The following is a 14,903-nucleotide window of genomic DNA, read 5'->3' as shown; positions in this document are numbered from 1 at the left end:
AACACAAAGGAGCAGGGAATAATGACAGCACAATACATCATGGTCGTGGACGACGAGCCGGATATTCGCCAACTGGTCAGCGAAATTCTCGAAGATGAGGGCTACCGGGTGGTTACTGCCGAAAATGCGGCACGGGCGCGGGAATTGCACCGCAGTCGCAAGCCGGATCTGATCCTGCTCGACATCTGGATGCCGGGGCAGGATGGTATTTCCCTGCTCAAGGAATGGCGTGAAAACGAAACCCTGTGTTGCCCGGTGATTATGATGTCCGGGCATGGCACGATCGAGACGGCAGTCGAAGCCACCAAACTTGGCGCATACGATTTCATCGAAAAGCCCTTGTCGATGGCGAAAATGTTGCTGACTATCAGCAATGCGCTGCGATCCAGCCAGCTTGAGCAGGAAAACAGGGGTTTGCGCAAACAGATGACAGGCTCGCCGGAGCCGGTCGGTAACAGTCAGACCATGCAACGCTTGCGTGAACAGGCACGGCGCATTGCCCAGCACAATACCCGCGTGTTGCTGTATGGCGAGCCGGGAGTAGGCAAGGAATCTTTTGCCCGTTTCATCCATGCCCGCAGTTCGCGTAAGGATCGTCCACTGGTACGCATGGCGCTGTCTGCCAGCATGGCAGCTTCTGCCACTCTGGGCAAACTGCTGTTTGGTACGGAAGACAACGGCAAAATCCAGTATGGCTTGCTGGATGAAGCCAACGGTGGCGTACTGTATCTGGCCGAAATTTTTGAGCTAGACAATGATACCCAGACCCGTCTGTTGAGCACCCTCAAGGAAAACCGTTACATGCGCATTGGCGGCAGTGAATGGGTGGATCTGGACATAACCCTGATTGTGTCTTCCACCCATGATTTACAGGATGATGTGGCAGGCGGGCACTTCAACGAGGAACTGTATTACCTGCTGAATGTTGTACCGTTGCTGATTCCGCCGCTGCGGGATCATGCGGAAGATGTGCCGGAATTGCTTAACCATTACGTCGATGTGCTGACCGCGCAAGATGGCCTGCCCTACCGGCATATTGCGTTGCCTGCGCAAAACTTCCTGCGCAACCATTCCTGGCCCGGCAATATCCGTGAACTGCGCAATCTGGTGCAGCGTTTGCTGATCCTGGGTACGGATACGGAAGTGTCACTGGAGGAGGCCGAAGAAGCGGTGGGTATCCGCATTCCGGTCTTTTCCCAGGAAATCGGACAAACCCCGGAAAGCCTGTTTGACCTGCCATTGCGCCAGGCGCGTGAACAGTTTGAGCACGACTACCTGATTTACCAGCTCAAGAAGGTGGATGGCAATGTCAGCAAATTGGCGGATCAGGTCAAGATGGAGCGCACCCATCTGTACCGCAAAATGCGCTCGCTGGATGTCGACCCCAAAAAATACGGACGGTAAAGCAAGTACATGAAAATCCTGATTCTGGGCGCTGGGCAGGTTGGGCATTCGGTGGCTGAATCATTAGCCAACGAATCCAACGACATCACCATCGTGGATACCAATGCCGTTGCCCTGCGGGATTTGCGTGAAAAGCTGGATGTGCGGGTTGAGGTAGGGCAGGCATCTTACCCGCGTGTGCTGGAGCGTGCCGGGATTGAAGACGCCGACATGCTGATCGCTGTCACCAACAGCGACGAAATCAACATGGTGGCTTGTCAGGTGGCACATACCTTGTATCGCACGCCTACCAAGATTGCCCGTATCCGCTCTTCCCATTACCTCGACCGCAAGGAGCTGTTCAACGCTGACGCTGTGCCTATCGACGTGCTGATCAGCCCGGAACAACTGGTGACAGAATACATTTTTCGCCTGATTTCCCACCCCGGTGCATCGCAGGTACTCAATTTTGCCAATGGCAGGGTACAGATGGTCGGAGTGAAAGCCTTGCAGGGCAGCCCGTTGGTCGGTTATCCGCTGCTAGCGCTCAAGGATCACATACCAGGTATCAAGGCACGGGTTGCCGCGATTTTTCGCAGGGGCAAGCCTATCATCCCCAAACTGGAAACGGTGGTGGAAGCGGACGACGAAATCTTTTTCATTGCCAGCCCCAAGCACATCCGCGCCATCATCAGCGAGTTGCGCAAGCTGGACAAACCATACAAACGCATCATTCTCGCGGGAGGCGGGAATATCGGCAATCGCCTTGCCCGCTTGCTGGAAGATTCCCGTTATCAGGTCAAGGTCATCGAGATGAATGGTGAGCGTGCCGCCAAACTGGCGGAGCGGCTCGACAAAACCATTGTGCTGGAGGGTGATGCCGCCGACGAAACCCTGTTGAGTGAGGAAAATATCGAAAACACCGACGTTTTTATCGCCACTACCAATGACGATGAGGCCAACATCTTGTCATCCATGCTGGCAAAGCGGCTGGGAGCCAAGCGGGTAATGTGCCTGATCAATCGCCCGAGTTATGTGGATCTGGTGGAAAGCAGTATTGATATTGCCATATCCCCCCAGCAGGTCACTATCGGTGCGTTGCTGACTCATGTACGCAGGGGGGACATGGTGGCGGTGCACGCTTTGAGGCGTGGCTCGGCAGAAGCCTTGGAAGTGATTGTACATGGTGATTACAAAACTTCGCGGGTGGTTGGCAGGCGTTTGGATGAGCTGGGCTTGCCACCGGGTACTACCATCTGTGCGCTGGTGCGAGGGGAGGATGTTCTGATGGCAATGGATGACATCATCATCAATGCGGATGATCACATCATTATCTTCGTTACCGACAAGCGCTATGTACCGGCAGTTGAAAAACTGTTTCAGGTCGGCATCCACTTTTTCTGACACCAGCGATGCAATTCAGGGTCATCCAGCGAATTCTCGGGTTATTGCTGATGCTGTTCAGCCTGACCATGCTGCCGCCCATCATGGTGGGCTGGCTGATGGGCGACCCGGATCTGATGCCTTTCTGGAAATCAGGCGCTATTCTGCTAGTGATTGGTGGTGTCTTGTGGCTGCCGGTGCGGCGGGTACATGCCGTATTGCGTACCCGTGACGGTTTTCTGCTGGTGACGCTGTTCTGGGTGGTTCTGAGCATGGCGGGGGCGCTACCCTTCGTCTTTTCCGATGCGGTTGCGTCCAGTTTCACTAATGGTGTGTTTGAAGCGACTTCCGGGCTGACAACGACAGGGGCAACCGTTTATATAGGGTTGGATGGTTTCCCACGTTCCATCCTGTTCTGGCGAGTCGAGCTGCACTGGCTGGGAGGAATGGGGATCATCGTGCTGGCTGTGGCAATCCTGCCCATGCTGGGGGTCGGGGGGATGCAGATTTACAAGGCAGAGACCCCGGGCCCGGTCAAGGATGCCAAACTGGAGCCGCGCATTGCGGAAACAGCCAAGCTGCTGTGGTACACCTACCTGATTCTGACCATCCTGTGTGCGGTTGCGTTCCGGCTGGCAGGCATGGACTGGTTTGATGCTGTGGGTCACAGTTTCTCAGTGCTGGGGACTGGTGGGTTTTCCAATCATGATTCCAGCCTGGCTTTTTTTGACAGCCCTGCGATCCATTACATTGCGGTGATCTTCATGTTTCTGGCAGGTGCGAACTTTGGCCTGCATTTCATTGCCTGGCGTGGTGTCAGCTTGAAACCCTATCTGGAGGATTCCGAGTTTCGTTTTTATACAGCCCTGACATTAGGAGCCATCCTGCTGGTGGCGGTTAGCTTGTATGCTTATGGAACCTACCCCGATGTATCTGATGCCTTGCGTTATTCTGCCGTGCATGTGGTCTCGGTCATGACCAGCACCGGCCTGTTTCTGGGCGACCATTCCGTGTGGCCGTCATTTCTGCCCATTTTCATTACGCTACTGGTTACAAGTGGGGGGTGTTCCGGCTCGACGGGCGGGGGGATGAAGGCTATCCGGTTTTTGTTGCTGATCAAGCAGGCTGTCCGCGAAATCAACCTGCTGGTGCACCCGCGTGCGCACATGCCAATCAAGGTCAACGGGCAGGTGATTGATGAGCAGATTGTGAAAGCGGTGTGGGGCTTCTTTTTCATCTACGCAGCTTTGTTCATGATTTTCATGCTGGGTCTGATGGCAGATGGGCAGAATCAGGTGACGGCTTTTTCAGCGGTTGCGGCTACCATCAACAATATGGGGCTGGGGCTGGGGGATGTGTCTTCCAACTTTGCCGATTTGAGCGATTTCGCCAAATGGTGGTTGGCGTTGTGCATGATCATGGGGCGACTGGAACTGATGACGGTACTGGTGCTGTTGACTCCAGCGTTTTGGCGGCGTTGAGCCTGTTTGTTGGTCTGCCTGAAAAGGCCGTTTATCTATCAGCCGTCCTCCTGCTGCCAGTAGCCACGTATACTGATTGCCAATAAGGAAGTACGTGCTTGGCATGGACGCCTTCTCTTTCCTGAATCAAAAAATAACTATCTGTAACGGAAAGCATCATGAAAACACAACAAGGTATGACTCTCGTCGAGTTGATGGTGACGATCGCCATCGTTGCCATACTTGCTACCGTAGCAGCCCCTTCCCTCAGCAGCATGATGGAAAACAACCGGCTCAATGCCATCAATAACCAGATGGTTTCCGCAGTTCATTACGCCCGCTCGGAAGCGGTCAAACGCGCCTTTCCGGTGACAATGTGCGCCCGTGAAGCAGATGGCAGTTGTGCAACTGCCACCACGGCTGCTACAGGTACGGGGTTTGAAGATGGCTGGGTGATTTTCGTCGATTGTGATGCAGATACGGTCATTGATGCTGGCAATGTCTGTGACTTTGACGGCAACGGTACTGCGGAAGCTCCTGAGCTTGTCCTGAGCGAAGACGCACCTTCCAAGGTGGATAACCTGACGGTACGCCCGGCTACAGCGAATGCCACGTTGGGGAGGGCAATCCGCTACCTGCCGAATGGCAATGCCTCCTTCAATGGTACGCTGGAAGTGCGCCGTGGCAGCGATGTTGTTTACAAAGTGGACGTAAAGCCGATTACTGGCAGGGTCGCTTCCTGCAAGGTGGGGAACGCCGGGTGTTAGACCCTGGCTAGTTGCCTGTTGGCAACATCAAACTCACCCAATATTGGCTGCTGGTTTCCGTCACATCCAAAATCGCTTGCGGATAGAACCCGAACACCAGCACCACCACAACCAGCACCAGCAATACTGCCAGTTCACGCGGTTTCAAATCCGGCGCATCACGGATAATATCGTGGCGGGTTTCCCCTAAAAATGCCTTGCGGAAGAAATTGAGGAAATACGCCGCCCCCAGAATCACCACGAACAGCACCACCAGCCCCGCGCCGGTATGGGTTTCCAATACGCTGACAATCAGCAGGAATTCAGCCGGAAAGCCGCTGGTGGCAGGCATTCCGATCCCCGCCAGACCGAGGAAGAAGAACAGCGATGCCAGCAAGGGCATGGATTTCGCCACCCCGCCCAGACTCAAGACTTCGGTTGAACCGGTGCGCTGATGCAAAAAGCCGGTAATCAGAAACAAACCACCCGCGACCACCGTGAAATTCAGCAACTGAAACACTGCCCCTTGCACCCCCTGCACACTGAATGCCGCAATCCCCAGCACCACCAACCCCACGTGACTGAGTGAGGAAAACGCCAGCATCCGCCGCAAACTGGTTTGGCTCAATGCCGCGACTGCGCCATACAGCACGCCAATCATCCCCAAGCCCACCAACACCCATTGGTATTCGCGTGCCGCATCCGGTGCGAGTGGCAAGGCAAAGCGCAGCAAACCATACGCACCCACCTTCAATCCGGTCAGTAATGCCACGGTGGTTGCCGGGCCTTCCTGTGCTACCAATGGCAGCCAAGTATGCAGCGGGAACAGCGGAATTTTCACCCCAAACCCCAGCAGCAACAGGAAAAACACTGTCACCTGCACCCCGTGATCGCGGCTACCTTGCAGCAAGTCGATATAGGAAAAGCTCATGCCGTTGGGGTTATGCATTGCCAGCACCACAAAGCCGATCAGCAGCGGCAAGCCACCCGCCAACATGAACAGGCTGTATTTCACCCCTGCATAACGCCGGTTGGCACCATTGCCCCACAAGCTGATCAGGAAGAACAGCGGTAACAGCGTCAATTCCCAGAACAGGAAAAATAGGATGGTATCCAGTGCGGTGAAAATGCCCATGATGGTACATTCCAATACCAGCAATAGCGCGAAATACAAACGCGGCAAGGTGCGGATCGCATTCCACGACGCCAATATCACCGCGATGAACAACAATGCGGTAAACGGCAGGAACAGGATCGACAAGCCATCCACCCCCAGCAGGTAATGGATACCCACATCCGCCATCCAAGGGGTCTTTTCCACCAATTGGAAACCGACCTGTTGGGTATCGAACTGCCCGACAATCACCAGCGTTACCAGCAATGCCAGCACAGCAGTTGTCAGGGCCGCCCAGCGTGCTTCACGCCCCGGAAACACGGCGGTCAAGGCTGCCCCCAACGGCAACAGCAATAACAGCAAGCTCAGCAAGGGAAATTCCACACTGGTTAATAGTGCCATCAGTGACCTCCTGCGGGCGCATCGCCGCTCATTGCCGCAAATAAACTGCTTAAACCATTGACTGGCTGCTCAATCAACTCCAGCCAGGGTGCGGAATAGAAACCGGCGACCACCGTCACCGTAATCACAATGCTTGCCATGAGGGTTTCCGCCGGATGGGTGGGGCTGGTATCCCAACGGTTGGTATTCCCCCCCGGTTGTGCCAAAAACGCCCGCTGAAACGAACGCAATAAAAACCCAGCCGCCACCAAGTTACCCAAGGCGGCGGCTACTGTCACCAATGCCCCGAAACGCTTGATCGAACCTTCCAGCACAAAATGCACAGCATCAAAGCCCGGTGTTCCCGGCATCCCCACCACTGCCAAACCTGCCACCAAAAACGCCAAGCCTACCACCGGAATGTAATCGAACATGCCACCCAGCTTATCAAGATTGGTCGTGCGGGTGCGTTGCCACACCATCCCAGTCATTAGGATTAGCCCTGAAATTGCCAGACCAAAATTCAACGCCAGTAGGATTGCCCCCTGAAACGCCATGTGGTGCAGGCTAAACAAGCCAATGGTTAAAATCCCGGTATGACTGACCACGGCAAACGCCAGTAAACGCCGCAAATTACGCTCACGCATCGCCAGAAACGCGGCATAGAACACCCCGGTGCTGGCAAAAATCACCGCAATCGTATGCCATTCCCACACCGCATTGGGCACGATTGGCAATACAAAGCGCAGCAAACCGTAAATGCCTACTTTCAAACCCAGCAAATAAATCGGGGCGACTGCTACATTGCCGTGGTGCATGAAGCTCGGTAGCCAGCCATGCAGCGGGAATAACGGAATCCGCACCCCCAACCCGTAAAACAGCGCGAAAAATACCAGCGTCGCCACCACGCTACCCGGTGCAAAGCCCAGTTGCGCCAATTCATACAGGCTGAAACTCCAGCGTCCGTCATTGGCATCGGCATAATTCCAGCCCAATACCAAGGTGCCAAACACCAGCAAGGCAATCCCTACTGCCATGAATTGCAGGTAACGCGCCAGTGTTGGCTGAATATCGTGGAATGTCGGCCAGCGTTTGGTCATATAAGCAATCAACAGCACTTCCAGCAGCGACATAAATGTGAACCACAGCAAATCCACGGTCACAAACTGGCTGGTAATAATCGCCTGAATCACCATCATCACTGCCAGAATCGAGCTTTCATGCAGGCGGCGCACCAGAATAAATACAATGCTGAGTAAGCTGATCAAGCTGGTTAGCAATACAAACAGCACACCAATCCCATCGACGGCGGCGTGGTAGTGGAATGCCCCAACGATGGGAAAGCTCTCGGCAAACTGCATGACCCCGGCAGGCTGCTGGGTATCAAAGCGGATATACAGCATCACCGCCATCAACAGTTGCGCCAGCGCGGCAATACTCCCCAACGCAACCGCCGCTTCCCCGCGTACCTTGATTAGGATTAGCCCAGTGATGAGCGGTAGCAATTGCAGCATCCCCAATAACGGGGTTTGGCTAGGGATTTCAGTAAATGTCATGTCCCACTCCTAAAAAATCACGACCAGCGTCACCACCACCAACAGCACCAAATAGCGCGGCTGGCTGAGCAAACGTTCAATCCTGTCCTGATAACGGCTTAAGGCTGCCAGCAAGGCTTGCGCTTGACCAGCACCGCGTTGCAGTAACAGGCGCTGCTCAAACCATTCCAGTTGTTCTGCCACCCACTGCATCAGCTTGCCCAGCAGCCCTGAACCTGTACCAATACCACTTTCCAGACGTTGTTGCCCTTGCTGCATGGCTTGCATATCCGCCAGCGTCGAAATGCCGCAGCAATGTCCCGGTGTACCGCTGAGCTTGTCGAGAATCTGCCCGTCAAACACTTGGGTTTCCTGTGATAACGCCAGCGTTGGTTTCACCAACAACCAATCCGCCAGCGGGTCTAACCAGAAACGTTGCAAGGCAGCATTATGCAGCCAGCGTTGTTTGCGTAACCATACTGGTGCTGACGGGGCAGCCTGCCACTGGGTATGCAAGGCAAAGGAGGGGGAATGCAAAAACTGGTAAGCCCGCCACAAGGCATGTAACACCAGATGCACCAGTGCCAAGGTATACCAACCCAGCCCAATGCTGACCAACATCAAGCCGGTTTGCGCCAAGGTCGAAAACATCAGCGAGGTTTTAATGTCCGTTTGCGCCAAACCACCCAGCCAACCAAACAACACTGTCAAACCACCCAACAGCAACAACAGGTATTGCAATAGGGGAGCTTGTTCCAATAAGGGGTGAATGCGCAGCAACAGGAAAATGCCCGCATGAACCATAATCGAACCGTAAAACACCGTACTCGATGGCGTAGGGCCTTCCAATGCTCGCGTAATCCACCCCGAAAACGGAAACTGTGCCGATTTCACCAGTGCCGCTGCCATGAACCCCAGTGTCATCACCCCGATGAGCAAACCGGATTCCAGCGGTTGCGGTACCAGCATCACATCCCATTCAGTACTGTGGAACAGGCTAAACGCCATGAACATCCCTAGCAAAAATCCGGCATCGCCGATGCGGTTAGTCACGAAAGCCCTGACCGCATTTGCCGTGGCAATCCGGCTCTGCCAGTTGTAAGCAATCAACAGGAAGGAACTCACCCCTGCCAATTCCCAGCCGACAAACGCCAAAATCGCACTGCCGGACAAAGCAATCAGTTGCATTGCCGCTACAAACAGCATCAACACCATGAAAAAGCGTTGGAAACCCGCTTCCCGATGCAAATAATTGACCGAAAACCTCGTCACCAACAGCGTGATGACGGCAATTAGCGTGGCAAATGTCAGGCTTAAACCGTCCACCGTCATGCTGATACTGGTGGTGTACACCCCGCTATGTAGCCAAGGCAAGAGCGGCACATGTGACGTTGGGCTGGCAAAATGGGTAACATCCGCCCACAACACCAGCAACAAACTGGCAAGCCCCGTCCCCAAGGCAAGGCGTGCGCTTAAACGTTCACCGGCATCCCCTTTGTTCCAACGAAACAAGGTCAATAAGCCGATCACGCTGAATGCCAGCAACGGCAAACCGGGAATCAGTAATAACAACGCATCAGGCATGAGCCACCTCCCGCTGAATCGCCGCTGGTGGCAAATACCGATCATGATCCGCGTACCAGTCACGCGATGCGGCTACCTTGGGCAATGGCTGCACCGCGCCTTGCCAGTGCACAAACCCCTTGCCGGGCTGGAACAGGTGAATTTCCTGCCGTTCCGGCGGTTTCGCTGCTAGCAACACCCAACCGTTATCCAGCAATAAACGCAAATAGTCATGACGTTGGTAAATTGCCACCAAGGTATCCACTTCGGCTTCCACAATGGCTAACAGGCGCATGGGTTCGTGCAACTCCACCATCTGCTGGGCAAGCCCGGTACGCAAATCGCTGGCTCCCCCTTCCATCACCCCAAACAAGCCGGTCAGGTTGTGGGTGGCTTTGCTGCCTGAGCCGAAGTAACCGTTTTGCATCCGCGAAAAGTAATAATCCATCTGGATACCGACCCCGACGACGCCATTGCCTTGCAACTGCGCTTCTAGCAATTTGCCATCGGGGTCATTGTGCGGGTCATAGGAAATCAGGAAGGAACGCCGATCCCAGAAAATCCCTTTGCTGAGTTCGCGCCGCCCGATAAACGCAACCGCACAGCCTTGATGCCCCAGTTCTGCCCGCACCTGATCGGGGGAAGCGGCACGTCCTGCCACATGCTGCTTGGCTTGCTGTGGGCTAAGCCGCTGGCTGGCAGAGGCAAACTTACGGCAACGTTCCAGTGCCGAGTGCTGCGCCGCTTGCTCCGTCACAGCACGTACCCGCTGGAACACGGCGTGATGGCTTGCCGGAATCAGGTCGGTATCAAACCAGTCGATGTCATCGCTGCTGGTATCGTGTTCGCTGGCGATAAACCAGCAGCTTGCCGGGATATGGATAGCGTGTTGCGCCACCAGTTGCACCCGCACGTCCGGTTCATTTGCCATGCCTGCAAATGCGCGTGCATTCGGTCCGCCGAAACGCCCGCTACACGCGCCACAACCGTAACCGAGGATGTGCGGGTTATTCAGGTGCTGAGAACGGTGCGCCATTAACACCACTAGAGGGGCAAAGCCACTGGTAAATCCGGTCAGTTTGAGGAAGTTCGCCACTTTTGCCACTTTCTCATCCGCACTGAAGCCGATCTGATTGTGAGCAGCGCTGGGGCATTCCGGCACTTGTGTCGCGGTATACGCCACCCGTGTTTGCAACGGTACGCTGCTGCGCTGCTGTACTTTGCTCAGTAAGCGTTGGTAGGTGGCAGGCATGATACTGCGCCCTAGCATGTCCAAAACGGCAAACGGGGCAAGCAGCGGCAGGCTAATGGCAGTGCCCACAACACTGTGGCGCACCCGGTGATTTTTCCAGTACTTTAACCAATTCAGCACCCGCAAACGTCGCAAATGGGCAGGCAAACGTTGGCGTGCGGCGGTGGTCGGGGTTTCGCGGAGTTCGTGAACGGCTGTTACCACGGGTTGTGCCAGTTTCAGTGGACGTGGTGCGTCGAGAGCACGCCAGTTGTTTGGCAAGCCGAAAACGCCCGCAGCACCGAACGTTTCCACATCCGGGGCGATTTCTTCCAGATGACGGCGCAGGCTTTCTTCGCGGTCATCCATGCAGAAAATCAGTTGCGCAGCGGGCGGGACAGACAATCCCGGTGCAGTTTCCTTGTTTAACAGTGCGCTGAACACTTCTTCTTGGTAGTGGTGTTCGTAAGCGCGTAACCACAGATAGCCACTGGTATGCGGGTCATCGAGTGCTTCGAGGATTGCCAGCATTTGTTCAATTCGCGCCCGTTCCAATTGTGCCACCGCGTTGGCATCCAGAGCCATGTGTTGCGCCAAGTGGAACAGCCGCCATGCCTTGCGGTAAATGTCCGTTCCCATCGGCAGGATGGTTTCCGGGGCAAGTTTCCAAGTAAGAATCTGGTGTGCCAGTTGATGCCATTCGTGTGGCTGCACGTCTTCTTCGGTATTGAGGAATTGCTGGGCAATGTGTTGCAGGTATTCCGGCAAATTGCTGTTGTAGGTGTGATAACGGACGAAAAACTCATCCTGATGCTGATGGAAGTAACCACGAATATTGGGCAGGCTGGCATTGATCTGCCAGTGTTCACTGGTGAAATGGCGGCAGTACAGGTGCTCCATCACCAAGCGCACAGCAAGGTAATCTTCCAGACTCACGGGGGCGTTTAACCCGTAGTAATGCGGGTGTTTGGCACGCCAGTTGAACATTCCCGACCAACCGGGCAGTTCCAGTGCCAATGCTCGTAGGTAGCCAGCCCAATGCGCTTTGTCTATCCCTAAGCGCATCAATTCCTGATGGATGGTTTTCAAGGGGTCAGGGTGCAAGGATTCGATATGGTCTGCCCAGTTGTCCAGCCCGTGCAGCGACAGGGTGATGTCATGCAAGGTGGCTTCGCGCCAGTAATCGTAAAAACCGTTGGCTTGGGGGGGCAGTGCCGCGATGCCCTGATCCAGCCAACTGGCAAAATGGCGATCCAGCAAGGGCAGCATGTGTTCCAGTACATCAAGGTCAGCGAGTTGGCGCAACAAACCCCGCAGGGTAATCCGTGTACCGACATCATCCAGTAACTGGTGTAGCAAGTGACGGCTTTCGGCGTGAATAAAGGTTTCCGCATCGGCAACGGTTTGCCCGTATTGCTCTTGCTGCTTGAGGTGATCCCAGACGTTGTTCAGGTCGCTGACTGGCAAGTTGAGCATGGTTTCGGGGTGCGGCAAGGCGTAATCCAGCTCCAGCTTTTGCAAACACGTTTCCCACAATGCCTGAATTGCCTCGGCTTCTGTTTGCCCGCTGTTTGCCAGCAGTTTGTCGCGCTGTTCAAAGGCTACATCGCTTTGAAAACGTTCCAGCGCGTGGTTTTCTTCCACCTGCCAACGCATTTGTTGGAAACTGATTGCTTTAATATCGTTGCTCAGGGCCGTGACATACAGTTCGCGTTCCGCCCATTGTTCCGGCTCAGCCGCCAAGACAGTAAAGAGGTCATGACGGGTAATACGCCCGGCACGGAAAAAACGCCGGTATTCACTGGCAGGCAAATAGCCTAATGAGCCGCTATCGGCATGGGCTGCTCGCAATGCTTGCTCGAACGGCAGGTGTTCGTAATGCATAAGGGGATTAAAATGCACAAAATCCTGCAACGGTGCTTGGATGGGCAATACCGCATCCAGCGCCGCAATCGCCTCACGCAACTGCGTCAACGGGTCGGTCTGTGCTTGACTGTGGTGAGTCATTATCGGTGTTTTCCTACAAAATAACGGCAAGGGTTGCCGCTATCAATACCATCAGATAGCGCGGTTGGGAGAGCAATTCTTCCACCAGATCGAGGTTTTCTCCCAATTGACGCAAGCGTTCGCCCAGTGCGCCGCCACCTTTTTTCAACAGTAGCCGGTCTTCCAGCCACTCCATTTGTTCGGCGACCCACTGCATGAGCTTGCCGAGCACGCCTGAGCCTTTGCCAATGCTGCTTTCCAGACGCAACTTGCCTTGCTGGAAGGCTTGCAGTTCCGCCAAGGTGGTTAGCATATTGCTGTGTGAGGGCGTGCCGGTCATGCGGTCGACCACGCGGGAATCGAAGGCTTGCGCTTCGCGTGCCAGTGCTTCGGTCGGGCGCACCAGCAACCAGTTTTCCAGTGGCACCAACCAGAAACGCTGGAGGGCGGCGGTATACAGCCAATGCTGTTTACGTAACCACGCTGGGACAGGTTTTGCCGCTTGCCAGCCGGTTTGTTGCAGAAAAGACGGCGAATGCAGGAACTGATACGCCCGCCACATCGCGTGCAGCCCCATGTGAATCGCGGCAACCGTATACCAGCCCAAGCCGATAGCAATCAGCATCAAACCGGTTTGCTGTTGGGTGGAAAAGATCAGCGAGCTTTTAATGTCGGTTTGCACCTGCGCCCCCAGCCAGCCATACAGTACGGTCAGGCTGCCAATCAGCAGCAAGATATTACCCAGCAGCGGCACTTGTTCGATCAAGGGTTCAAGGCGCAACAACAGGTAAATGCCCGCATGAACCATTACCGCGCCGTAAAACACGGCACTGGACGGTGTGGGTCCCTCCAGCGCGCGGGTGATCCACGCACTGAACGGAAACTGCGACGATTTCACCAGCGCCGCCAACATGAAACCCAGCGTCATAATGCCCAACACCATGCCGGAAATGCTTTCGTTAGCATGATCTTGCAGCAACACATTCCACTCGGTACTGCCGAACAACGTAAAAGCCATGAACATCCCGAACAAATAGCCGGTATCGCCGAAACGGTTGGTGACAAACGCACGGGTTGCGCCTTCGGTCGCGGTTTCGCGCTGCCATGCGTAAGCAATCAGCATGTAGGAGCTGATTCCTGCCATTTCCCAACCGATAAAGCCCAGCAAGGCACTGCCCGATAACACAATCAGCAACATAGCGCAGGAAAACAGCGACATCACAATGAAAAACCGCTGGAAACCGGCTTCACGGTGCAGGTAATTGACTGCAAAGCGCACCACCAGCAGGTTGATGGTTGCCACTACCACCCCGAAACTTAAGCTCAGGGTGTCCAGCATCAGGCTGAAGAAAACCTGATACGTACCGCTTTGCAGCCAAGGAAACAACGCAACATACCCCGGTGCGCCGTGGGTAAAATCGTAAATCGCCATTCCCAGCATGATCAGCAGGCTCAGGGTATTGGCAGTGACCGCAACGAAAGCCGTTTCACGTTCACCTTTTTCGCCCCGATTCCAGCCGAAGATGAAGCCGATGACAATCCAAACAGCGGCAAAGAAGGGGAAACCGGGGATTAGGAGTAATAACCAGTCAGGCATGTTGCACCTCCGGTGTACCCCTCACCCCTAGCCCCTCTCCCTCAAGCTGCGCTTTACCCCTCACCCCTAGCCCCTCTCCCTCAAGCTGCGCTTTACCCCTCACCCCTAGCCCCTCTCCCTCAAGGGGAGAGGGGGATAAGATGTGGGTTTGGATGGTGGTGATGATGGTGTTTAGGTTTTGTTCTACTTGGGAGGCGGGGAAGCGCAGGAATTGGTAGCCGCAGCATTCGAGCAGGTGCTGGCGTTCTTGGTCGTGGGCTTCTTGGGTTGCGTGGATTGCGCCGTCGACTTCGACGATTAGATTGTGTTCGGCACAGAAGAAGTCCACGACAAAAGCTCCAATGGGTTGTTGGCGGCGGAATTTGTAACCGGCTATTTGGCGGTTGCGTAGAACTTGCCACAAAAGGGCTTCGCTTGGGGTGGGGATTTTACGGAAATCGCGGGCGCACTCAATCATCCTTTGGTGGAGGTCTACGCTGATGGTTAGCCGCTCTTGCGGCTTCCCCTCACCCCCTAGCCCCCTC

The 14,903-nt window shown here is 54.9% G+C and carries 10 protein-coding genes; 4 read left to right on the top strand and 6 right to left on the bottom strand.

Annotated features, from left to right (window positions below; translation table 11 throughout):
- Positions 1 to 21: 21 nt before the first annotated feature.
- From B2U47_RS08315 to B2U47_RS08300, 4 genes are all read left to right on the top strand, one after another.
- On the top strand, positions 22 to 1,404 hold the full coding sequence (locus B2U47_RS08315; RefSeq protein ID WP_296675115.1) for a sigma-54-dependent transcriptional regulator: 1,383 nt from the start codon (positions 22 to 24) through the stop codon (positions 1,402 to 1,404).
- Between the two features lie 9 nt (positions 1,405 to 1,413).
- Positions 1,414 to 2,787, top strand: a complete 1,374-nt coding sequence (gene trkA / locus B2U47_RS08310; protein ID WP_296675112.1) for a Trk system potassium transporter TrkA — start codon at positions 1,414 to 1,416, stop codon at positions 2,785 to 2,787.
- Positions 2,788 to 2,795: 8 nt separating this feature from the next.
- Complete coding sequence (locus B2U47_RS08305; protein WP_296675111.1) at positions 2,796 to 4,247, top strand: TrkH family potassium uptake protein; 1,452 nt, start codon at positions 2,796 to 2,798, stop codon at positions 4,245 to 4,247.
- A gap of 158 nt (positions 4,248 to 4,405) precedes the next feature.
- Entirely contained in the window at positions 4,406 to 4,993 is a 588-nt protein-coding gene (locus B2U47_RS08300) for a GspH/FimT family pseudopilin (RefSeq protein WP_296675108.1), read from the top strand.
- Positions 4,994 to 5,000: 7 nt separating this feature from the next.
- Here the strand turns inward: B2U47_RS08300 and B2U47_RS08295 are convergent, their stop codons facing one another.
- The 6 genes from B2U47_RS08295 to B2U47_RS08270 form a co-directional block, all read right to left on the bottom strand.
- Positions 5,001 to 6,488, bottom strand: a complete 1,488-nt coding sequence (locus B2U47_RS08295; protein ID WP_296675106.1) for a complex I subunit 4 family protein — start codon at positions 6,486 to 6,488, stop codon at positions 5,001 to 5,003.
- The gene (locus B2U47_RS08290) at positions 6,488 to 8,023 is read right to left on the bottom strand and encodes a complex I subunit 4 family protein (RefSeq protein ID WP_296675103.1); all 1,536 of its coding nucleotides are present in this window, start codon (positions 8,021 to 8,023) and stop codon (positions 6,488 to 6,490) included. The genes B2U47_RS08295 and B2U47_RS08290 overlap by 1 nt, the downstream gene beginning before the upstream one ends.
- A 9-nt stretch (positions 8,024 to 8,032) precedes the next feature.
- A complete protein-coding gene (locus B2U47_RS08285; RefSeq protein WP_296675099.1) occupies positions 8,033 to 9,586 on the bottom strand; it encodes a proton-conducting transporter membrane subunit in 1,554 nt (517 codons plus the stop codon).
- Positions 9,579 to 12,803, bottom strand: a complete 3,225-nt coding sequence (locus B2U47_RS08280) for a putative inorganic carbon transporter subunit DabA (RefSeq protein WP_296675097.1) — start codon at positions 12,801 to 12,803, stop codon at positions 9,579 to 9,581. Before B2U47_RS08280 ends, B2U47_RS08285 begins: the two co-directional genes overlap by 8 nt.
- Positions 12,804 to 12,816: 13 nt before the next feature.
- The gene (locus B2U47_RS08275) at positions 12,817 to 14,379 is read right to left on the bottom strand and encodes an NADH-quinone oxidoreductase subunit L (protein WP_296675094.1); all 1,563 of its coding nucleotides are present in this window, start codon (positions 14,377 to 14,379) and stop codon (positions 12,817 to 12,819) included.
- On the bottom strand, positions 14,372 to 14,903 hold a 532-nt coding region (locus B2U47_RS08270; RefSeq protein WP_296688313.1), incomplete at its 5' end, for an endonuclease domain-containing protein. The genes B2U47_RS08270 and B2U47_RS08275, both read right to left, overlap by 8 nt.

Source organism: Thiothrix sp. UBA5583 (assembly GCA_002425225.1).
Lineage (GTDB): Bacteria > Pseudomonadota > Gammaproteobacteria > Thiotrichales > Thiotrichaceae > Thiothrix > Thiothrix moscowensis.
This window is presented reverse-complemented; position numbering and strand designations above follow the sequence as displayed.